Origin of the sequence: Kribbella sp. CCNWLW201 (assembly GCF_037203805.1) — a bacterium.
GTDB lineage: Bacteria > Actinomycetota > Actinomycetes > Propionibacteriales > Kribbellaceae > Kribbella.
Map to the genome: position 1 here is coordinate 391,822 of NZ_JBBCBQ010000006.1, position 21,214 is coordinate 413,035.

The following is a 21,214-nucleotide window of genomic DNA, read 5'->3' on the forward strand; positions in this document are numbered from 1 at the left end:
CACCCCTGGAACGGAAATCGGTTGATGCATCCTGCCCACGCTGGCAGCATCGCCCTTTGTGCCCGGATCGGATGCGCCCGAGGACACGTTCTGGCTGGCCGCCGCTGCCTTCGCAGCAGGGGCGGCCGCCGAGTTCTTCACAGTTGTGTGGTCGACGGCCGCGGTGACGATCACCGGCGGTGCCGTGCTGGCGGTCGCCATGGTGCTACCCCTGCTCCTGCCGTCGCTGCGGCGAATCGAGGTGGAGGTCCCCAAGGGAGGCTACTGAACGATGACCTTGCCGGTGTCCAGCTCGTAGTAGGCGCCGACGAGTTTGAGTTTGCCGGACTTCTCCAGCGGGCCGATGAGCTTGGACTGGCGGAGTTTGGCGAGGGTCAGGTCGACGTTGGCGTGGATGGCGTTGGTGAGGCGGTCGCCGGGTCTGCCGGCGACCTGGCGGACGGCGGGCGCGAGGGTGTCGACGAGGTAGCCGATCTCGCCGTTCTCGGCGGTCCGCTGGCCGGCGTCGAGTGCCTTGATCGTGGCGTCGAGGGCGCCGCAGCGCTGGTGCCCGAGGACCATCAGCAGCGGCGTGTTCAACTCGGCGACGCCGAACTCGAGGCTGCCGATCACTGAGTGGTCAAGTGCTTCACCAGCACTCCGTACGACGACCAGATCGCCGAGCCCTTGGTCGAAGACGAGCTCGATCGGCACCCGGGAGTCGACACAGCCGATCACGGTGGCGAACGGGTGCTGTCCCTTGCTCACGGCAACTCGCCGGGCGATGCCCTCGTCGAGGTTCTCACCGCGGTCGGCGACGAAGCGGGCGTTGCCGTCCAGCATCCGCTGCAGCGCTTGGTTGCCGTCCACAACAGGCGGCGGACTCGGCGGATTCGTCCCGATCGACTGGGCGGCCGGGGCGGACGCCGTACCGGAGTCCGAGCACGCCGTGAGGGTGGCGCCGCCAGCTCCGGCGACGAGAGTAGTGTGCAAGGCGGTGGTCAGGAAGCGGCGCCGCGAGGTGACGGGCGCACCGGCTACCGACCGGCGACGAGATGTGATGCTCAACTCTGCTCCTTGGAAAAAAGGCGGCGTGGGCGAACGCCGCCTTCTGAAGGTAACCCCTTGCATACTGTCTGCAATACCCGGGGTCTGTTCGAATGTCTCGGCGGAGCCGCCGGGATCTGATAGACAGCCGTTATGAGACTCCGCCCCAGCTCGTTCTCACGCTCCCTGCTCATCGGTGCGATCGCCCTGACCACCGCCCTGTCCGGCGCTCCCACGGTCCACGCCGCGCCCACCACCGGCTGTCTCGACACCGGCGTCAAGGGCACCGTCGAGGAGCAACGCCTGGACAACGGCGTCGCCGGCGGACCGTCGGTACCGGCCGAGATCCTCCGCCGCTCCGGCTTCGACCGGCACGTCGCACTCTTCACGCGCCTGCTCTGCTCGGCACCGAACCAGCGAGCCGCCGCGGTCCTCGTCCGCGCCCAAGGCGAAGCCCTCTGGCGTACGGCGACCCACCGCGCCCAGCACCCACAGACGGCACCCGACGCACTCCCCGCCACCGACGATCGCGGCCTGTACTGGGCCCGAATCTCGATGGCCCTCGCCCTCCGACAGTGGCAACCAAACTTCACCCTCGGTACGGCGGAACGCGCCGGACTGATCCGATCACTCGAATATGCGTCCCGCGGCATCACCGGCACCCAGTTCGCACCCGGCGTACGGAAGATCCTGGTGACCGGATTCGACCCGTTCACCCTCGACGCGGACATCCGGATCGGCAACCCGTCGGGCGCCAACGCCTTGACCCTCGACGGTCAGCGCTGGGTGGTGAACGGCAAGACCTACGAGATCCAGACCGTCGTCTTCCCGGTCAGGTACACCGACTTCGACGAGAACATGGTCGAGAACGCACTCGTCCCGCACTACCGCCCCGGACCACAACGGGCCGATCTGGTCATGACCGCGAGCCAGGGCCGGGTGGGCATCTTCGACCTCGAGGTGTTCAACGGCCGACGCCGTTCGGTCAGCTCGATCGGTGACAACAACAACCTCTGGGGCGGCGGAACCACGAGCGCACCGGTCGTCTCCCCCAGCATGCCGGCCGGACCCGAGTGGCTGACCTCCAGCCTTCCGCTGGCCCGGATGTCGCAAGCCGACGTCACGCCGTTCCGGATGCGCGTCAACACCTCGGTCCTCGAGATCCCGGCCGGGCAGACGCAACCAGTCCGCCAACCGCTCGGTCCGACACCCGGCTCGATCGCCTCCGAGGGTGCCGGCGGCGGCTACCTCTCCAACGAGGTTGCCTACCGCAACACCCTGCAGCGCGACCTCCTCGACCCGTCGATGCCGGCCGGCCACCTGCACGTCCCGGTGCTGTCCTTCGACCCCGCCAACAAGACCGCCATCACCGACCCGACCTACGAGGCCAACCGCGAAGCCATCGTCCGCGGAGCCCACACCGCCTTGCGAGCAGCGCTGGGCTAAAGCTTCAGTACGTCGGCAGTCCGCACCGGCTGACCGGTTTCGAACGAGCGGTTGGCAGCCAGCCCGGTCACCAAAGCCAGAGCGGCCTGCCGGGCGTCCGCGACGTCGTCGTCCTCCGAGGAGTCGAGCAGCGCGGCCAGCACCCGCGCGTCGGCTCCCCCATGACCGGCGTGATCATGCTCGACCGTGTGGTCCTCGGGCGGCGACCACAACGGACGCAGGGTGATACTCGTCCGCCCGGCATTCGGCGCCGCAAGGTCACCATGCACTGCTCCCCTGGCCGACGCCACGCGCTCATGTGGCTTTGTGAATGTCGACTCTTCGACATCGAGCTCCAGCCGGCCGCGTGATCCGTTGAACATCACCCGATAGCCCTCGGCCGGCGAGTAAGCGGTCAAGTGGTAGGTCATCGTCGCGCCCGTGTCGTACGACACCAGCAAGGCCATGTCGTCCTCGATCGTCACGCCCGGTGCGAAGACGTTGCGATCCCGGTAGTACCCGTCCTCGACCTCGGCATCCAGATACAGCGAGCGCAGCGTCGGATTGTCGACCAGGTGCAGGGCGAACGGATCGTCGAGCGCCGCGTCCGAACCGTGCGCCCGGGAGTAGTCCCGCGCGTACCCATGCCGCTGACCATCCCCGTAGAACGCCAACTGCCCCTGCCCGTAGACCAGCCGCGGCTCAGCACCGAGCCACCAGTTCACCAGGTCGAAGTGATGACTTGCCTTGTGCACCATCAAGCCGCCGGAGTTCGCCTTGTCGCGATGCCACCGCCGGAAGTAGTCGGCCCCATGCGACACGTCGAGCAGCCACTCGAAATGCACCGAGTGCACATCGCCGATCGCACCCTCGGCCAGCAACGACCGCACCCGACGATGCACCGGGTTGAACCGATAGTTGTAGGCCACCGCCAGTGATCCACCCGTCGACGACACGGTGTCGAGGATGCTCTGTGCCTTCACCGCGTCGGTCGTCATCGGCTTCTCACTGATCACCCGCACCCCGGCGCGCAACGCCGACTCGATGTAGCGATCATGGGTCGCATCGACGCTCGTCACCACCAGCAACTCGATCCGCTCGACCCGCAACATCTCATCGAAGCGCGCCGGCGGCCATTGATGAGCGGTACGACGACCAGCCGCCAGCAGCATCCGGTTGTGGAACGCCATCCGGACCGAGTTCGGGTCGCACAACGCGACGACGTCGTACGCGTCGCGTTTGGCCAGTCCCTCGGTGAACAACTGGGCACGATTGCCGGTTCCGACGATCGCGGTCCGCACAGACATTGATGACCCCCTATTGCTTGACCGCACCGGCCAGGCCGTTGACGAAGAACCGTTGCAGCAGCAGGAACAGCAGGATGATCGGAGCGAGCGTGATCACGGTCCCCGCGCACAGCAGCGTCCACTCGGTCGAGTTCTCCCCGATGAACGCGTACATCCCGATCGCGAGCGTCCGCAGCTCCGGCCGGCCGAGCGTGAAGACCAGCGGGATGAAGAAGCTGTTCCACGCCGTGATCGCGGTGAACAACCCGACCGTGGCCAGCATCGGCCCGGACAGCGGCAGCATGATCCGCGCGAACGTCTGGTGGAAGTTCGCGCCGTCGACCTGCGCCGCGTCCTCGAGTTCCCGGTCGATCGCCATGAAGTAGCCCATGAACAGGAACGTGCCGAACACCACCCCGCCGGATGCCTGGACGATGATCACCGCCCACAGACTGTTCAGCAGGTGCAGCCGCTGCATCAGGTCGAACACCGGAATGATCGTGTAGCCGTGCGGCAGGAACAACGTCGCCGACACCAGCCCCAGACAGAACCCACGGCCGGGGAAGCGTGTCCGGGCGAGTACGTATCCCGCGGTGGAGGTGACTACTAAAGTGACCAGCACCGTCCCGAGGGTGATCAGAAAAGTGTTCATGAAGTACTGGCCGAACGACGCCTCGCGCCACGCGTCGAGGTAGTTCGACCAGAGGAAATGCGACGGCAACGGGCTCAGCCCACGACCGAAGAACTCGTCGTCACTCTTCAGCGAACTGCCCAGCGCCCAGAACAGCGGATACAACCAGGCCAGGCCGCTGACGAGTAAGGCGACATGCGTCATCACCGTCACCGCACGTCCGCGCTTCATCGCCCGCCTCCAGTGCCCCGGCGCCGCGCCAGAGAGCGCAGTACGACGACCTGGACGACGGAGAAGACGATCAGCAGGACGCCGTAGATGAACGACGCCGCCGAGGCGAGACCGATGTCGGGCTGGACCGCGTTCGCGTTACTCCCGCCGAAGGCCAGGTGGTAGATGTAGGTGTTCACGACCTCGGTGGAGAAGTACGGCCCGCCGCTGGTCAGCACCTGGACCAGGTCGAAGATCTGGAACGTCCCGATCACCGCCAGTACGACGATCACGACGCCGACCGCCCGCAGCATCGGGATGGTGATGTACCGGAACATCGCCACCCGGCCGGCACCGTCCAGCCGGGCCGCTTCGTACAGCTCCTCCGGAATCGTCTGCAGCCCGGCCAGGAAGTACACCAGGTTGTAGCCGAACGTATGCCAGATCCCGACCAGGATGATGATCGCCATCGCGAAGTGCGGATCCCCCAGCCAGTCGATGTGCTGGTCGATCAGGTGCAGCTTCAGCAAGATGTTGTTGATCGAGTCCCCGAAGTTCGACACCAGCAACTGGATCACGACACCGATCACCGCGGCCGACGTCACCACCGGCAGGAAGAACAGCGTCCGGTAGAACGACGCGAACCGCAGCCGCTTGTTGTTCAGCACCAACGCGAGTGCGAGCGCCAGGACGAGCTGGATCGGTACGACGAAAGCGGCGTACACGAAGGTGTGTCCGAGCGACCGCCAGAAGATGCTGTCGTCTACGATCTGCCGGAAATTGTCCAGCCCGACGAAGTCGGTCGGATCGCCGATCCCGTCCCACTTGTAGAACGTGTACCCGAGCGACGCGATGATCGGGTAGATCACGAACACGAGCAGCAGCACCATCATCGGTGCCAGATAGACGTACGACCAGAGATAGGTACGGCGACGCGCCCGCCGCCGGAGCACCGCACGCGGCGGCCCGGCGGTGGCGACGTCGTCCCGTACGGCGGTCATCACCATCAGGCGCCCGGTTTGGTCGTGTACGGCTTGGTCAGCTCCCAGTCGGTGAAGGCGAAATCCTTCAGGCTCACACCGGCGCCGACCTTCTTCACCGCGTCGGACAGCGCCTGGTTCATCTTGCCCGTCAGGTCGTTCAGAGCACCTTGGACGTCCTTGAGCTGCCCGGTGTAGATGCCGGCCAGCACGTCGTTGATGTCCGGCTTCACCGCGGGGAGCTCGAGCTTCGTCAGCTTGGGGTTGCGGATGGTCGGTTGCGGACCGACCACGGCGGCTCCGGACATGGCGACGTACTGCGCGAAGGGAGCGAAGGTGACCCCCTTCGGGTCGTTGTTCTCCTTGTAGACCGACAGCCCCTGACCCTGTTCGACCCAGCGCTTGCCGGCCTCCGGGCTGTAGAGCCAGTCGAACCAGGCCCAAGCCTCGTCGGCGTGCTTGGACTTCGACGAGACCGCGACGAACCTCCCGCCGGGCGGACCGTAGAACAACGCCTTCGGCTCACCGCTCGGCGCCGGCAGGGTGACCAGGCTGTAGTCGGTGAACTTGTGCTTGGTCCACTCCGGCTGGTTCCAGACCCCGCCGACAGTCATCCCGAACCGGCCGCGCTCGAAGAACGCCCGCGCCTGCTCGTCGTTGATGCTCATCGAGTTCGGGTAGAACCAGTTCTTGTTCTTCCACTCCAGCAGCAGGTTGATCGCGTCGAGGTAGTTGCGGTCGGTCCCGAACGTCCACTGGCCGACCCGGTAGTCCATCCCGTCGATCCCGCCGACGGCAGCGCCACCCGGCGACCCGGCGCCGCGGACGAACAGATCCAGCCACCAGGCCAGGGTCGTGTTCGTCGAGTTGCCGAAGCCGAACGGTGCGACCTTGCCGCCGCTCTTCGACGCGATCACATCGGCCGCGCGACTCACGTCGTCCCAGGTCTTCGGCAGCTTCACACTGCCGTCGGTATTCGTCAGGCCGGCGTCCTTGAAGACGCCGTTGTGGATGTAGAGCTGCAGCGACGGCGCCGGGGCCGCGAACGGCGCGGTGTAGACCTTGCCGTCGAAGACATCGACACCCTCAACGAAGCTGTTCTGCGGGAACCGGGACTGCCAGTCCTTCGTCGCCCACTTGTCCACCGGCATCAGCCAGCCCTGCGACACCTGCTGGCTGAGCTGCGGGCTCTTCGGGATCATCAGGATGTCCGGTGCGTTCTCACTGCGGTACGCGAGCGAGACCAGATCGGCGTACTTGTCGCTGACCTGCGTGGTCTTCTTCACCGCGATGCCGGGGTGAGCTTGCTGGAACAGCTTGATCTCGTTGTCGACCCAGCCGGCCTGGCTGGCGTACCAGTCCCAGTAGGTGATGGTGGTCTGTGCCTTCGACCCGTCGCCCTCGTTGCCCGAAGACGAGCAACCGGCGACCGTACTCGCACCGGCCAGGGCGGCTGCACCGCGGAGCAGAGTCCGTCGGGAAATGCGTGATGACATGTGGGTTACCTCCGATGAATGCTGGCGGCCGCGCCGCACGCCGGTGACGTGGACGATGCGGTCTGGGTCAGGGAGCCGAGCCGCCAGGTGAGCGAGCTGCCGTTCCAGGTGACCGCGATGCGACGCGGCCGCTGGAAGGGCATGAACGAGACGGTCTGGCCGCGGTCCGACGGCCCAGGGCTGAAGTAGTTGTCGCTACCGACAGGGACCGGGATGTAGTAGTTGTTCGCGTTCGAGTAGCCGAAGTACGCCGTGTAGGTGTTGTCGACCGAGTTGCGTACGACGCAGGCCGCGGTCGGCTGGACCGGATTGAACACCGTCTGCTCAACGCCGGCCGGCTGCAGTGCCGCATCGTCCACGTACAGGTTGTCCGTGGTCGGCGTGCTGACGACCCACTCGGCCTTCGTGAGGGTGCCGGACCAGCTGACCGGGATGTTGTTACCGGCAACCTTCGTCCAGCCGGAGGCGCTCACTGCCCCCGAGGCCAGCGGCACGTAGCTCACACTTCCGTCCGACATCGTCAGCTTCAGCCGGACCTGCGCCGTACTCGAGCCCGTCGCGAGCCGGACCCAAGCCGAGGTCTTGTACGACGCTCCGCTCGTGAGCGTCACCGTCTGGGCCGGACCGGTGTCGGCCGTCCGACCAGTCGCCAGCACCGAGCCCGAGCCGCCGTGCTCCTGGTCCGTGACGGGCTGCACCGTGCAGGGCGTCGTACACGTCCAACTGTCGGTGCCCTGCTCGGCGTCGCCGTTGGCCAGCAGGTCACGACCCGCGACCGTCTTTGCCATCGGCGCGAATGACGCGTCGTCGATCAGCAGGCTGCCGGTGCCGGTCGTCGTACTGATCCACCACTCGGCCTTGGTCAGGGTCCCGGTCCAGGCGACCTTGGTGTTGGCGGCCGAGATCCGTGTCCAGCCGGTGCTGGTCACCGGCGCCTCGCCGAGCCTGATCGTGGTGGATCCGGTGGAGGTGGTCAGCTTGAGACTGACCATGGCGGTGTCGGATCCGGACGCCAACCGCACCCAGGCCGACGAGTCATACAGGCCGCCGTTGACCACGGACACTCCCTGCGCCGGTCCAGCCCAGGCAGCCGCTCGTCCAGTGACGGACAGGTCGCCGCTGCCGGTGTGCGGGGTGGTCGACGCGTTCTTCAGGGTGCACGTCCCAAGGCAGTACCAACCCGTCGTACTGGACTGGTTCTCGAGCGTTCCGTTCACCAGGACGGAAGGCGTCGGCAGGTACGGCGTCGTCGCCGGCGGAGCCTGGACCGGTGGTGGCGTGCCGTCCGTGGGCGTGATGGCGATGTCGTCGAGGGTGCACTCGGCCGTGGTCGGATTGGGGTTGGACCAGGCGAACACCTGGGTCCACTTCGTCCCGGTCGGTGGGGTGAAGGCGGCCAGCTTCTGGGTGTACGCGCGCTCGTCGGCGTAGCTGAGTTCGTATTGGAAGGTCGGCGTACCGGCGGTCGCTCCCCCACGCACTCCGATGTAGCACTGGGTACCACCGGCGTTCAGGCGACCCCAACCGGACAGCAAGTAGCTCGTGCCGGGTGTCAGTCCGGTGATGTTCTGGGTCACTCCAGAACCCGGGCTGAGGGACAGGGCGGTGTATCCACTGTGCGCGTTCGCCGCGGTCGACGGACCAGTGCCCAGCGGGGTCCAGCCGCGCGTGCCGCTCTCGAAGTCGCCGTCGCCGACCGGGTTCGGCTGGTCGGTCCGGACCGTCGTCGCGATGCCGTCGGCGATCACCTTCACCGATGCACCGGCCGTCGTCGGCATCGGTACCTTCACCTGCTTGGAGATGCCGTTCACGGTGACCGTCACAAGGTAGTCACCGAGGAATCCGCGCGTACCGAAAGTGCCGGCTGCGCTCGTCTGACCGGACACGCTCGTGTGCCACTGGCGCTTGATCAGGTCCTCCCACACCAAACCGTTCGGCTTGGGCGACCAGTCCGCGTTGTAGAGCGCGACGCGCGGGTTGTAGATGTTGTTGGCCCAGATGCCGAAGTTGCTGATCTGGTTGACGTTCGGGTTCGAGAACATCACCGTCATGAAGTCGCGGGTGTAGTCCGCCTGCAACTGGAGGTCGTCGGTGTCGACGTCGAACTCCGTGATCGCCGCCTTCACCCCGAGCCCGGCGAACTGGTCGACAATCGCCATCAGGTCATCGGGCGACGTCAACTGCAGGCCGTTGAAGTGGCTCTCGAACCCGATCAGATCGATCGGCGCACCCGAAGCCTTCAGCGACTGGACGATGCCGTAGACGTGATCACGGTGCCGCTTCTCCCAGCCGTTGTTCTCCAGCAGCCCGTAGTCGTTCAGCGCCAGCGGCACGGTCGGGTCGGCCTGGTCAGCCAGCCGGAACCACGAGGCGATCTCGTCCGGCCCGAGGATGTCCTGCAGGCTGTGCTCCGAGTACGGCTCGTTCACCACGTCCCACTCGTCGACAATTCCTTTGAGCGCGGTCGCTTCGTCGGTGATGTGCGTGTTCACCCGCGCCCGGAGGGCGGCCGGATCGTTCTGCAAGGTGACAAGGTCCGGCGGCATGTAACCCCAGGACGGCCAGATCAGGGTGTGGCCGCGGACCCGCAGACCACGTTCCCGCATCCACTGCAGGGCGGGCATCGTGATCGTGTCCCGCTCGACCTGGTTCTTCAGGTTGTTGCCCAAGGTCCCTTGATTGAACAGCGTCGAGGCCTTGCTCTGGTACTGCGCCAAGTCACTCGGACTGATCCCGCTCGACGGGTCGCCGATCAGTCGCGACCCGTCGGACGCCGCCCCGAACTTGAACGCACTGGTCTGCTGGACGGCGGACACCGTCGCACCGCTGACCGGGTTCCCGGCCGGATCGACGACCGAGACGGCCAGGTTTCCCTTGCGATACTGGTCGATTCGCGCGTTGGCCGCCGTACGCCAGGCCGCATTCGCCTCCCGGCCTTCGTACGTCACCTGTGGGTAGCCCGCCGGCGTACCGGGTCCGTAGTCGGTCACCGAGACCCCGGCGATCTGGAACTTCTGCGCGCCGTACCCGAGCCAGAGGTTCAGATGCGCGGCGGTAGTCGTACCCGCTTGATAGGTGACGGCGGCGCGGAACGGGAACTCGTACTTCTGCCACTCCGACCCGTAGAGCAGCGCCGCGTTCATCGACTTCTTGTACGGCGATCCGTCCGTCTCGAACACCACGTGCGCGTTGCCCGTCGTTCTGCCGGACGTCGGCTCGATCGCACGCATCCAGACGGTCGTCACGAGCGCGTCGCCGGCGGTCACGGTCTGGGCGGCCGGCACGCCGAGCGTGATCTCGTACTCGCCGTCGAGCCCTGGACTCTGCGGGCCGTTCGGCACGGTGACCTCGAGGGCCTGGGTGAAGTTGGGGTTCCCGCTGACGGGCACCAGCTGGGTCGAGTCGGTCGGCAGGTTCTTGAACTGGGTGAAGTTCGCGAGCGGGGCGCTCGGCAGGACTTCGAACGGGGTCGCGTCGGCCTGGGCGATCGGCTGGATCGCCACCGCGGCGACGACGGCCAGGATCGCACCGATGGAAAGTCGTCTGGGGAAGGGCCTCATCATCCGGATTCCTTCCAGAAGGCGCGCAGCAGGGCATGACCCGCCGGCCGGGGACCGGGGTCTGTGCTGGGACTTCTGTGTGGTGGGCGGCGCCGTGGGACGCCAGGAGTCAGTGGGGTCGGGCGGGACCTGGATCAGGCCTTGGTGATCTGCTCAGACGTGCTGTGGGACGGCCGGGTCACGGGCACCGGCCCGCAACTCGACCGGACGATCAGGCTGGTCGGCATGATGAGGCGGGGCGGATCGGCCGGGATCTGCTCGCCGTCCTGCTCACCTTCGGTCGCTTCGCTCTCAGCGTTGTGCTCAGCGTTGTTCTCAGGGCCGCCGATGGCGTCGAGCAGCAGGGTGGCGGCCCGCTTGCCCATCTCCACGAACGGCTGCTGGATGGTGGTCAGCGGCGGCCGGATCTGGGCCGCCGACTCGATGTCGTCGAAGCCGATCACGGACACGTCCTCGGGCACGCGCAACCCGGTCTCCGCGGCTGCCGTCATCACGCCGTACGCCGTGACGTCGGAGTGCGCGAAGACCGCGGTCGGCCGCTGGTCGGCCGGCAGCGAGAACAACTCCCGCGACCGGGCCCGGATCTGCTCGGGCACGAAGTCACCCGGTTTGGTCAGCTCGGGGTCGGGCTGGATGTCAGCCTTGCGCAGCGCGTCCAGGTAGCCGCGGTAGCGGTCCTGGCAGCAGGCGTACTCCATCCAGCCTTGTACACAGGCGATCCGCCGATGACCCAGCTGCAGCAGGTGGTCCATCGCGGTCAGTGCGCCTTCGTAGTTGTCCGCCGTCACCGACGGCAGGTCGACCTCGGTGCCGATCGTGTTCACCAAGACGACCGGCATGCCCTCCTGGTGCAGCTGCACGAGCGGCTCGAGCGGCTGCTTGTCGGTCACCACGAGCAGGCCGGACGCCATACTGGAGGTCAGCACGCGATCGATCAGCGAACCGTAGTCGCGGTCGTTGGTCGCGGTGTAGAGGATGATGTCGAACCCGCTCCGCTCGGTCACCGCGGCCACCCCGATGTTGATCGAGGCAACCATGTGCCAGGACAGGCCGGGCACGACCATCCCGATCAGCCGGGTGCTCCCCTTGGCCAGCGCGGTCGCCGCGAAACTCGGCACGTACCGGTGCCGGCGCATCACCGCGAGCACGTGCCGCCGGGTCGCCGGGTCCACCTTCGGGCTGTTGTTCAGCACCAGCGAGACGGTGGACTTGGACAGGCCGGACAGCGCGGCGATGTCGCGAATCGTCAGCTTCGCCATCCGGCCCCTCCCTTGATCGGGTCCGTTGGACTGGTCCAACGGCTCAGCACCGGAACGTAACAGCGGTCGCGATCGAGGTCAACAGTCTGCCCGCAAACGGTTTCACAGCGAGGCATTGCGTGCTTCGCCGTCGCCGTGCCACCATCGAGCCACCGTGTTGGACCGGTCCTACGCAGGCCGGGATCACCTGCCGGGGCCGGTCCGGCACGCCACCGTCCAGGAAGGCCGCCCATGCCGCCGTACTCCCTGCCCGACTTCTCCTTCGACCTCCGCCGCGCCGTGCCACCCGCACAGCTCTGGGTCGGCAGCGGAACAGGAACAGTCACCCAACTGCCGGGCACCGTCTGCGGTGTCGGCGGCTGGTTCGCTCCCCCACACGCAGCGCCGGACAGCCGGCTGACGATCACCTTCGACCTGGACGGCCGGACGATCGTGGACGGCACCCGGCCTGGTGCGGGCGACCGCGGTCTCCTCCCGTCGGGCGGCACCTGGCGCCCGGATCGGCTGATCCGGGAAGGCACCTATCACCAGTACGTCGACGGGCACCAGGTCTCCCTCGCGGTCGAAAGCACGCTCACCCCGCGCCACGGCAGCCCGGGGTATGTGCTCGCCATCCGCGTCCGCAACCGGTCGGACCGCCGGCATTCGGTGACGGTTCGCCCGGAGTTGTCGCCGACCAGCACGCGACACGTTCCGCTGTCCGACTGGGGCTGGGTACCTCCTGAGGCAGGGACCGACGAGCGCGGTCAGGGCCTAGGCCTCGACGCGCCCATCACTCTGATCCACACCGGTCTCACCGCTCTGCTTTCGCCTGGTGGCGAAGCCACCTTCGCCATCGGCATCCAGCCGGTCGGCCAGTCCGCCGCGCCACTCGGCGATCCCGCTACCGACGCGGCGGCCGCGAGCCTCGTCTGGGAACAGCGCGCGGCCCAGGCCCTCAGTCGCGTTCCAGTTCTCACCACCGACATCCCGGGGCTCGAACAGTACTACCGGCGGTCGCTGGCCAGTGGTCTCGTGTGCTGGTGGGATCACCCCGACTTCGTCACCACACCCTTCATCGCGACCTCCGGTCTGGACGGCGGCGCGCTGTGCGCCTACGCCTGGGACACCGGCGGCTACGCACCCAACCTGCTCAGCCTGATGCTCGGCGACCGCGTGACCGACGTGATCGAGGCCTTCCTCGAAGCCGACCTGACCGACCGCTACGCGATCGCGCCGGACGGCACCGGCCACGGCGTCGCCTACGCCTACAGCGGCTGGTCCCTCACCGCCCTCACTCGTGCGGCAGCAGCCGCACGACCACTCGACCCCACGCTGGTCTCGCGCCTGTATGACGTACTGACCGCACTCGACAAGCGGTTCCGCCCGGACGATCAGACCGGCGTACTGCGTGACTACGGCGATCAGAGCAATCTCCTCGAGATGCGCGGAGCCGGCTGGGAGCACGTCGTCGCGAGCCCCAACGCCGAGCGCGCCTGGTCCCTCGACACCCTCGCCGAGTTGTCAGAAGCATCCGGCGCCGCGTTGCCGGTCGAGGAGTTGCGCACGTCCGCGGAACACATCCGGACCGAGGTCATCCGGCAACTCTGGGACGCCGACGCCGGCTGGTTCCGCAGCCGATATCCGGATGGTCATACCGAGCTGGCGTACTCGATCCAGGCCTTCGACGTACTGCGTTCTGGCGCCTGCCCACCCGAGGTCGCCGCGGCCCTGGTCAAGCACATCCGGCCGGGCGCTTTCCTGGGCGACTACGGCGTGAGCAGTGTCAGCGCCGAGGACGAACGGCACTACGAGACAGCCGACATCGACTGGTCCGGCGCCGGCGCCTACACCGGCGAGGCGCCCCAACTCGCGCTCACCCTCTGGGAACGCGGCGAGCCGGCACTCGCCTGGGACGTCCTCCGCCGCCTCTTCTGGATGGGCGACCACTACCCGTACTTCCCCCAAGACCACTACTGCGACAAACCAGGCGCCCCACCCACCAGCCGCCGCATCAACGTCATCGCCGGCCTCACCGGCGCCGAATCCATCCTCACCGGCCTGGCCGGCATCCACCCCCACCCAGACGGCTCGCTACACATCAACCCCCACCCCGTTGCCGCCGGCACCATCGAGCTGCGCGGGCTGATCTATCGCGACCACACCATCGACGTGCTCATCGCCCCCAACCACACCGAGATCATCGTCGACGGCCGTCAGCTGAGCCCCGGCCAGGTCGTTCCCCCACGACTCGGTTGACGGCCGCTCGCCGTACCACCTCAGATGCTCACCTCGCGTTCGTAGTCGGAGCCGGACATCTGCTCGCAGAGATCGCGGCAGGCTGCGAAGTGGACGGTGAAATCGGGCGACTCCTTCCAAGCCGTGCGGGACTGCTCGTCGGCCCATTCGGCGAAGGACACGTAGTGTCCCGGCACGCTTCCGTCCCGGAGCAGCGTTGCGGTCAGCATCGCCGGGTGGTCTTTGCGAGTCCACTGGAGGAACTCGGTCCAGCGTTCCACGAACTCCTGTTCTCGTCCGGCCCTGACCTGCCAGTTGCCTGACGCGTAGTGCTCGGCCATCGCACACTTCCTTTCTCCGACGTGGCCAGATGCTTGCGACGGTAGGCATGGAGTGTTCCCCCGGCGTTCCTCCTCGTCCTACCGTGACGGTGTGGCGGTGTGCGAGATTCTGCTACTCGGGGGATTCGCGGTGCGGGTCGACGGCGAGGCGATCCCGGACCAGGTGTGGCGTCGTACCCGTGCGGCCCAACTGGTGAAGGTCCTGGCACTGGCCGACGGTCACCGGTTGCTCAGGGAACAGGCCATGGAGCTGCTCTGGCCCGAGCTCGACCCGGCCGCGGCGTCGGCCAACCTGCGCAAAGCGCTGCACTACGCCCGGCAGGCACTCGGCTCGCCCGCGTCGATCGCGGACCACGGTGGCCGGATGGAACTCTTTCCAGCCGGCGTCGTCGTCGACGCCGAGGTGTTCGAACGGACCGCGCGCCAAGCGCTGGCTGCGGGCACCGGCTACCGTTCGGCCGCCGCGCGCTACTCCGGTGACCTGCTGCCAGACGACCGTTACGCATCCTGGGCCGACGAGCACCGCGATCGACTCAGCGGCCTCCACTTGGAGCTGCTGCGGGCGGCCGGGCTGTGGCAGGAGGTGCTCGCCATCGATCCCGCTGACGAGCAGGCGCACCGCGGTCTCATGCAACAGGCGTACGACGCCGGCGACCGGAGCGCCGTGGTCAGGCAGTTCGAGGTGTTGCGGCATCGGTTGCGAGCCGACCTCGGCGTCGGCCCGGACCGTGCCTCCATCACGCTATACGAGAAGGCCCTCGCCATCAGCCCGGGTGCCCCACCCAGTCCGGGTGAGATCACCCAGAGCCTGCTCGCACGCGCCCTGGTTCAGCTCAACTCCGGCCAACTCGAGGACTCGGCGCGCACCGCGGGGCGAGCACGGTCGCTGGCGATCGATGCTCACCTCGGCCGAGAGGCAGGCGAGGCCAGCGCCATTCTCGGGATCCTGGCGAACATGCGCGGCGAATGGCGCGAAGCGTTCCGGACCGACTTCGAGGACTCGGTCAGACGCGAACCACAGCTCGCTTCGTTCGTCTTCGACGCGCACACCTGCCTCGCGGAGTTCGCATTGTGCGGCCCCAACGGCCATGAGCAGTTCGCCGACCTCGCTGCCGAGCTGTCCTCGTACGCCCAGCACCACCGATCGATCCAGGGCGAAGGGATCGGCGAGCTTCTCGCCGGGGAGATCTCGCTCTTCTCCGGCCGACTCGACGAGGCCCGAGGCCGGCTGACTCTGGCCATGCAGCTCTATGAGCGCGCCGGCGCCACGTCAGGGAAGGTGCTGTCGATGCAGCGGCTGGCCGAGCTCGACGTACTGGCCGGGGAACACGATCAGGCCACCCGATTGCTGCACGTCGCGCTGCCGATGGCGCACTCGGCCTGGCTCGAACCCCACCTCGTCGTACGCACGCACGCCCTTCTGGTCGAGACCAGCGAGGCGCCGGAGGAGGCGATGCGACGAGTCGACACGGCGGATCGCGAACTCGAGGGCACCCGCGTCTGCCCGCCGTGCTCGCTCGGATACCTCGTCGCTGCGTCCAAGGCGTTCGCCCGCTCCGGCGCCCTCCCACAGTCCCAACGCAGGCTGGACGACGCCGAGCGCATGGCCGGCCTCTGGCCTGGAGGTGCCGCGCACGCGACCCTCTGGGAGGCGCGCGCAGTGCTGCGGCATGCCCACGGCGACCTCGAGCGCGCACGAGCATTCTGGCAAGAGGCTGCCGACCGGTTCGCCGAGGTCGGCCGGCCCCTCGATCGAGACAGGTGCCGTTCAGCTGGCGAGGATGGCCGGAAAGGCATCCAGTACTGACGCGAAGTGATGGTCCGCAGCGGGCGTGTCGACCGGGTGCTTGTGGCCGATGCGGATGGTGCTGAGCTGGGCGTTCTTGCCACCGGCGATGTCGTACGACGGATGATCGCCGACCATCCAGCCGTCGGTGAGGGTCGCGCCGGCCCGTTCCGCGGCGATCTCGAAGATGCGCCGATCGGGCTTGCGAACGCCGGCGGCCTGCGAGATACAGCAGTAGTCGACGGCCTTCGCGATCCCCGTGTGCTCGAGCTTCCCCGTCTGCTGTACGACGTTCCCGTTCGTCACCACAGCCACCCGCCACCCCGCCGTACGCAACGAACTCAGCCCGTCCAGCACCGCCTGGTCGACCCACGTGAACGGCGGATGCTCCCGGTCGTACTCATCGACGGACGGCGCAACCCCGAACCGTTCCCGAAACCGTGCGAACAACTCCGCCCGCGGCATGAACCCACCGTTGTCATGAGCAACAAACCACTCGACCGCCTCCTCGCCCAGCCCCGCCTGCTCCACCCACCACAGAGCCCAGGCGAGAAACGCCGCGTCCCGATCGATCAGCGTGTTGTCGAGGTCGAAACAGGCGAGCCGAGCCATCAGACGTCGATGCGGTTCTCGTCGAGTTCGTAGGCGCCTTGGACTAGGAACTCCTTGCGGGGGGCTACGTCGTTGCCCATCAGCAGGTCGAAGACCTGGGCGGCGGCTTCGCCGTCGTCGACGGTGATGCGGCGCAGGGTGCGGTGCCGCGGGTCCATGGTGGTTTCGGCCAGTTGGTCGGCGTCCATCTCACCGAGACCCTTGTAGCGCTGCGGTGGCTCCTTCCAGCGGACGCCCTTCTTCATCAGCTCGGCCGTCTTCCGCTGGTGCTCCGCGTCGCTGTAGGTGTAGACGTACTTGTCCTGCCCCTTCTTCGGGTTCGTCAGCTCGAACCGGTGCAGCGGCGGTACGGCGGTGTAGACGCGACCGGCGTCGACCAGCGGCCGCATGTAGCGGAAGAACAGCGTGGCCAGCAGGCAGCGGATGTGCGCGCCGTCGGAGTCGGCGTCGGCCATGAAGATGATCTTGCCGTAGCGGACCTGCTCGAGGTCGAAGCTGCGGCCCGACCCGGCGCCGACCACCTGGATGATCGAGGCACACTCGGCGTTCTTCAGCATGTCGCCGACCGAGGCCTTCTGCACGTTCAGGATCTTGCCCCGGATCGGCAGCAGCGCCTGGAACTCCGAGCTCCGGGCCAGCTTCGCCGTACCGAGGGCCGAATCACCCTCGACGATGAAGAGCTCGGACCGGTCCACGTCGTTGCTGCGGCAGTCGGCCAGCTTGGCCGGCAGGGCCGACGACTCGAGCGCCGTCTTCCGCCGCTGCAGCTCGCGGTGCTGACGCGCGGCCACGCGGGTCCGGGAGGCGGCGACGACCTTCTCCAGTACGGCGCGCGCCTGCGCCTTGTGCTCGCGCTTGTTCGAGGTGAGGAACGACTCCAGCTCGCTCTGCACGACCTTCGCGACGATGCGCGAGGCGGCCGGCGTGCCGAGGACCTCCTTGGTCTGGCCGTCGAACTGCGGCTCGGCCAGCCGGACCGTCACCACCGAGGTCAGACCCTCGAGGACGTCGTCCTTGATGATCTCCTCGCCGTTCTTCAGCAGCCGGGTGCCGTCCAGGGCGTTGGTGAAGCTCTTCGACAACGCCCGCTCGAAGCCGGACACGTGGGTGCCGCCCTTCGGCGTGGCCACGATGTTCACGAAGGACCGGAGCTCGGTCTCGTACCCGTCGCCCCAGCGGACCGCGACGTCGACCTCGAGCTCGCGCTCGACATCGGTCGGGGTCATGTGGCCGGCGTCGTCCAGCATCGGCACGGTCTCGGTGAAGTTGCCGGTGCCGCTGAGCCGGATGACCTCGGTGACCTTCTGATCGGTGGCCAGGAACTCGCAGAACTCGCTGATCCCGCCGTCGTGCTTGAACGACTCCTCGGTGACCTCGTCACCGCGCTCGTCGCGAACCACCAACTCGAGCCCCGGCACCAGGAACGACGTCTGCCGTGCCCGGGTGACCAGCTCGTCGTAGTTGAAGGTCGCGTCGCGGGTGAAGATCTGCCGGTCGGCCCAGTACCGGATCCGGGTGCCGGTGACACCCTTCTTCGCCCGGCCGGCCTTGCGCAGGCCCTTCGCCGGGGTGAAGCCGGCGGTCGCGCCCTCGCCGTCGAACTCACCGGCCACACCGCGCCGGAACGAGGTGGTCCAGACCACACCGCCGCGGTCGACCTCGACGTCGAGGCGCGCGGACAGTGCGTTCACCACCGAGGCGCCGACACCGTGCAGGCCGCCGGAGGCGTTGTACGAGCCGCCGCCGAACTTGCCGCCGGCGTGCAGCTTGGTGAACACGACCTCGACACCGCTGAGCTTGGTCTTCGGCTCGATGTCCACCGGGATGCCGCGGGCGCGGTCGCGCACCTCGACCGAGCCGTCCTTGTAGAGGACGACGTCGATCCGGTCGCCGTGCCCGGCCAGGGCCTCGTCGACGGCGTTGTCGATGATCTCCCACAGACAGTGCATCAAGCCGCGGCTGTCGGTGGACCCGATGTACATACCAGGCCGCTTGCGCACCGCCTCGAGACCTTCGAGGACGAGCAGGTGGCGGGCGTTGTACGTCGGGTCGAGCTCGGTACTGCGAGGCGTCGGGGCGGCCACTGGGCTCCTTCACTGGTTCACAAGCTAACTGCACCGCGTCCGGGCCGGCCGGGCCCGAACACATGTTCACACCCTATGCCGTCGTACCCCCAAATCCCGGCAGGCGGGGCTGAGTGAACACCCCTGGCCAGTACTGGTCAATCCGGTGTGCGCGCGTCGCGCGCGGGGTACAGCGGAAACACTGCGGAGCCGAGGAGATAGGTGTTGTGGCAGGTATCGATCCGGACTCGATCCGGAGTGGCGTACGACACTCCGGTCATCAGCGCGTTGTGACGAAGTCATGGCGCACAGTGAAAGAGGACACGCCCGACACCCGCCGGAAACAACAAATCGCCCGTATCCGAAACGATTCCTCGTCAAGATGCGTCATAGAGGAACAGGTGGTTCGTCTCACATACGGACACGCTGCACCATCCGGGAAGCGATCCGCATGTCAGGATGTTGCTATCTGGTGAGTACGGAACTAGATGAGATGAGGCCTCAAGTGACTACAGCACTCGCCCCGAGTTCGACCCTGTCGGCTGCGGACCGTTGTGACCGCTGCGGCGCGCAGGCCTACGTCCGTGTCACCCTGACCAGCGGTGGGGAGCTGCTCTTCTGCGCCCACCACAGCCGGGAACACGCGGAGAAGCTGCGCAACATCGCAATCACCATCCACGACGAGACGGGCCGCCTCGACGCCGCGCCGGCCGTCGCCGCGGAGGACGAGCGGTAAGCCGAAAGCTTCATAAAAGCGCCAATGACGGCGCCAAAGTCATAGAGGCTTGATGGCGGTCACCCAGGAGGGTGACCGCCATCCTTCATGTCAGACCATCGGTACGTCGGGCGGCGGCCCATGCCGGCGTAGTTCGCGCCAGGCCCGGGCCAACCGATCTACTGCGTCGTCAAGCACCGGCTCCGGATACGCGAAAGGCACCCGCAGGTGGTCGTCGTACTCCCCCGTCGGATCCATCGCTCGGCCGGCCACGACCTCCACTCCGTGTCGCAGCGCGACCTGGGCGAACACCCGAGCATCGGTGTCCGGCAGCCGGATCCACAATGCCGATCCACCTTCGGGCTCCGACCATTCCCATTCGGGCAGTCGTTCGGTCAGCAACTGACCCATCAGCTTCCGCCGAGCCGTCGCGACCCGCGCTCGTGCCGACGTCAGCTCGGTCAACCGCGGCAGCAGCCGGGCCGTGAGCGCCTGATCGATCACCGGACTCCCCAGGTCGGCCAGCGCCTTGTGCCGGGCCAGTCGCTCAGCCAGCGGCCGCGACGCGCGGATCCAGCCGATCCGCAGTCCGCCCCACACAGCCTTCGACACCGACCCGATCGTGAGCACCTCGCCGCCATCCGGGGCATACGCCGCGAGCGGCGGCGGGATCGACGGACCAGCCGGGTCCCACGCCGAGTACGCGTTGTCCTCAACCACCACGACGCCGTGCTTGGCTGCCAGCTCAGCGACCTGCCGTCGCCGGTTCGCCGACATGAGTCGCCCGGTCGGGTTGTGGAACGTCGGCATCACGAACAACATGGCGGGCTGATGTTCGGTGAACGCGGCGGTCAGCAGGTCCGGCCGGACGCCAGCGTCATCCAGCGGTACGCCGACCACCCGCCCGCCGGCCGCCCCGAATAGATCGAAGCAGCCGGGCCAACTGGGCTGCTCGATCACCACGGCTGCTCCGGTGCGCAGGTACATCTGAGTCACCAACGCGATCGCCTGATGCGCACCTGTGGTCACCACGATCTCGTCGGGTGACGTCGGCAGACCGGACTCGTCGAAGTGCTCGGCGATCCGCTCACGCAGTACTTGCAGGCCACGCGGGTGGTACCCGACGTCATCCAGCAGCATGGGCAGGTCGCTGGTCGCCAGGTCGATCAGTTCACCGGCCAGTTCCGGCATCCCCGGATCGACGGCGTACGTGAGCGAGATGACCTCGCCCGGGCCGACCGCGATCCGGTGGAACAACGACTCGCCGTACCCGGCCGGCATCCGCTTGTCCGCTCGTGAACGACCACGGCTCGCCGCGCGCGCGATCGTCGTACCGCTGCCCCGGCGGCTCTCGACCAGGCCGCGGGCGCGGAGTTCGTCGTACGCCGCCACAACGGTCGAACGACTGACCGCCAGGGCGTCGGCGAGGCGGCGTTCGGCGGGCAGGCGGGCGCCGACCGGGAGCTCGGCCGAGCCGATCAGGCCGGCGATCGCGTCGGCCAGCCGGCGGTACAGGCCGCCGCCGCGACCGGTCAGCCGGCTGCCGATCAGGTCCGCCAGGGCGGACGCATCTCCAGAACGGTCCACTTCTCCCCTTATTGGCTCGG

16 protein-coding genes are annotated in these 21,214 nt (G+C 67.5%); 5 read left to right on the forward strand and 11 right to left on the reverse strand.

Features of this window, described 5'->3' with window-relative positions:
- Nucleotides 1-58: 58 nt before the first annotated feature.
- On the forward strand, nt 59-268 hold the full coding sequence (locus tag V9K99_RS25990; RefSeq protein ID WP_337004772.1) for a hypothetical protein: 210 nt from the start codon (nt 59-61) through the stop codon (nt 266-268).
- Here the strand turns inward: V9K99_RS25990 and V9K99_RS25995 are convergent.
- Nucleotides 262-1,047, reverse strand: a complete 786-nt coding sequence (locus V9K99_RS25995) for a carbonic anhydrase (RefSeq protein ID WP_337004774.1) — start codon at nt 1,045-1,047, stop codon at nt 262-264. The two genes, V9K99_RS25990 and V9K99_RS25995, sit on opposite strands and share 7 nt — an antisense overlap.
- 132 nt (nt 1,048-1,179) lie before the next feature.
- Between V9K99_RS25995 and V9K99_RS26000 the strand changes: the two genes are divergently transcribed.
- Complete coding sequence (locus tag V9K99_RS26000; RefSeq protein ID WP_337004776.1) at nt 1,180-2,472, forward strand: hypothetical protein; 1,293 nt, start codon at nt 1,180-1,182, stop codon at nt 2,470-2,472.
- On the opposite strand, the gene V9K99_RS26005 is transcribed toward V9K99_RS26000, so the two are convergent.
- The 6 genes from V9K99_RS26005 to V9K99_RS26030 form a co-directional block, all read right to left on the reverse strand.
- Nucleotides 2,469-3,758, reverse strand: coding sequence for a Gfo/Idh/MocA family oxidoreductase (locus tag V9K99_RS26005; protein ID WP_337004778.1), 1,290 nt, complete (start codon nt 3,756-3,758; stop codon nt 2,469-2,471). The two genes, V9K99_RS26000 and V9K99_RS26005, sit on opposite strands and share 4 nt — an antisense overlap.
- 10 nt (nt 3,759-3,768) lie before the next feature.
- A complete protein-coding gene (locus V9K99_RS26010; protein WP_337004780.1) occupies nt 3,769-4,599 on the reverse strand; it encodes a carbohydrate ABC transporter permease in 831 nt (276 codons plus the stop codon).
- Nucleotides 4,596-5,579: a carbohydrate ABC transporter permease gene (locus V9K99_RS26015; RefSeq protein WP_337004782.1), complete on the reverse strand. Its 984-nt coding sequence runs from the start codon at nt 5,577-5,579 to the stop codon at nt 4,596-4,598. The genes V9K99_RS26010 and V9K99_RS26015 overlap by 4 nt, the downstream gene beginning before the upstream one ends.
- A gap of 5 nt (nt 5,580-5,584) precedes the next feature.
- On the reverse strand, nt 5,585-7,054 hold the full coding sequence (locus V9K99_RS26020; protein ID WP_337004784.1) for an ABC transporter substrate-binding protein: 1,470 nt from the start codon (nt 7,052-7,054) through the stop codon (nt 5,585-5,587).
- Between the two features lie 5 nt (nt 7,055-7,059).
- Entirely contained in the window at nt 7,060-10,617 is a 3,558-nt protein-coding gene (locus V9K99_RS26025; protein ID WP_337004785.1) for an endo-1,4-beta-xylanase, read from the reverse strand.
- Between the two features lie 131 nt (nt 10,618-10,748).
- Nucleotides 10,749-11,873 (reverse strand): LacI family DNA-binding transcriptional regulator, encoded by a 1,125-nt coding sequence (locus V9K99_RS26030; protein ID WP_337004787.1) that lies wholly within the window; start codon nt 11,871-11,873, stop codon nt 10,749-10,751.
- Between the two features lie 231 nt (nt 11,874-12,104).
- Between V9K99_RS26030 and V9K99_RS26035 the strand changes: the two genes are divergently transcribed.
- Nucleotides 12,105-14,111, forward strand: a complete 2,007-nt coding sequence (locus tag V9K99_RS26035) for an MGH1-like glycoside hydrolase domain-containing protein (RefSeq protein WP_337004789.1) — start codon at nt 12,105-12,107, stop codon at nt 14,109-14,111.
- A gap of 20 nt (nt 14,112-14,131) precedes the next feature.
- On the opposite strand, the gene V9K99_RS26040 is transcribed toward V9K99_RS26035, so the two are convergent.
- Complete coding sequence (locus V9K99_RS26040; protein ID WP_337004791.1) at nt 14,132-14,431, reverse strand: antibiotic biosynthesis monooxygenase family protein; 300 nt, start codon at nt 14,429-14,431, stop codon at nt 14,132-14,134.
- Nucleotides 14,432-14,528: 97 nt separating this feature from the next.
- On the opposite strand from V9K99_RS26040, the gene V9K99_RS26045 reads away from it, so the two are divergent.
- Nucleotides 14,529-16,238 (forward strand): AfsR/SARP family transcriptional regulator, encoded by a 1,710-nt coding sequence (locus V9K99_RS26045; protein ID WP_337004793.1) that lies wholly within the window; start codon nt 14,529-14,531, stop codon nt 16,236-16,238.
- Here the strand turns inward: V9K99_RS26045 and V9K99_RS26050 are convergent.
- Nucleotides 16,200-16,829 (reverse strand): HAD family hydrolase, encoded by a 630-nt coding sequence (locus tag V9K99_RS26050; RefSeq protein WP_337004795.1) that lies wholly within the window; start codon nt 16,827-16,829, stop codon nt 16,200-16,202. The genes V9K99_RS26045 and V9K99_RS26050 overlap by 39 nt on opposite strands.
- The gene (locus V9K99_RS26055) at nt 16,829-18,913 is read right to left on the reverse strand and encodes a DNA gyrase/topoisomerase IV subunit B (RefSeq protein ID WP_337004797.1); all 2,085 of its coding nucleotides are present in this window, start codon (nt 18,911-18,913) and stop codon (nt 16,829-16,831) included. The genes V9K99_RS26050 and V9K99_RS26055 overlap by 1 nt, the downstream gene beginning before the upstream one ends.
- Before the next feature lie 472 nt (nt 18,914-19,385).
- Between V9K99_RS26055 and V9K99_RS26060 the strand changes: the two genes are divergently transcribed.
- Nucleotides 19,386-19,628, forward strand: coding sequence for a DUF7455 domain-containing protein (locus V9K99_RS26060; protein ID WP_337004799.1), 243 nt, complete (start codon nt 19,386-19,388; stop codon nt 19,626-19,628).
- Nucleotides 19,629-19,718: 90 nt separating this feature from the next.
- Here the strand turns inward: V9K99_RS26060 and V9K99_RS26065 are convergent, their stop codons facing one another.
- Nucleotides 19,719-21,194, reverse strand: a complete 1,476-nt coding sequence (locus V9K99_RS26065; protein ID WP_337004801.1) for an aminotransferase-like domain-containing protein — start codon at nt 21,192-21,194, stop codon at nt 19,719-19,721.
- Between the last annotated feature and the right edge of the window lie 20 nt (nt 21,195-21,214).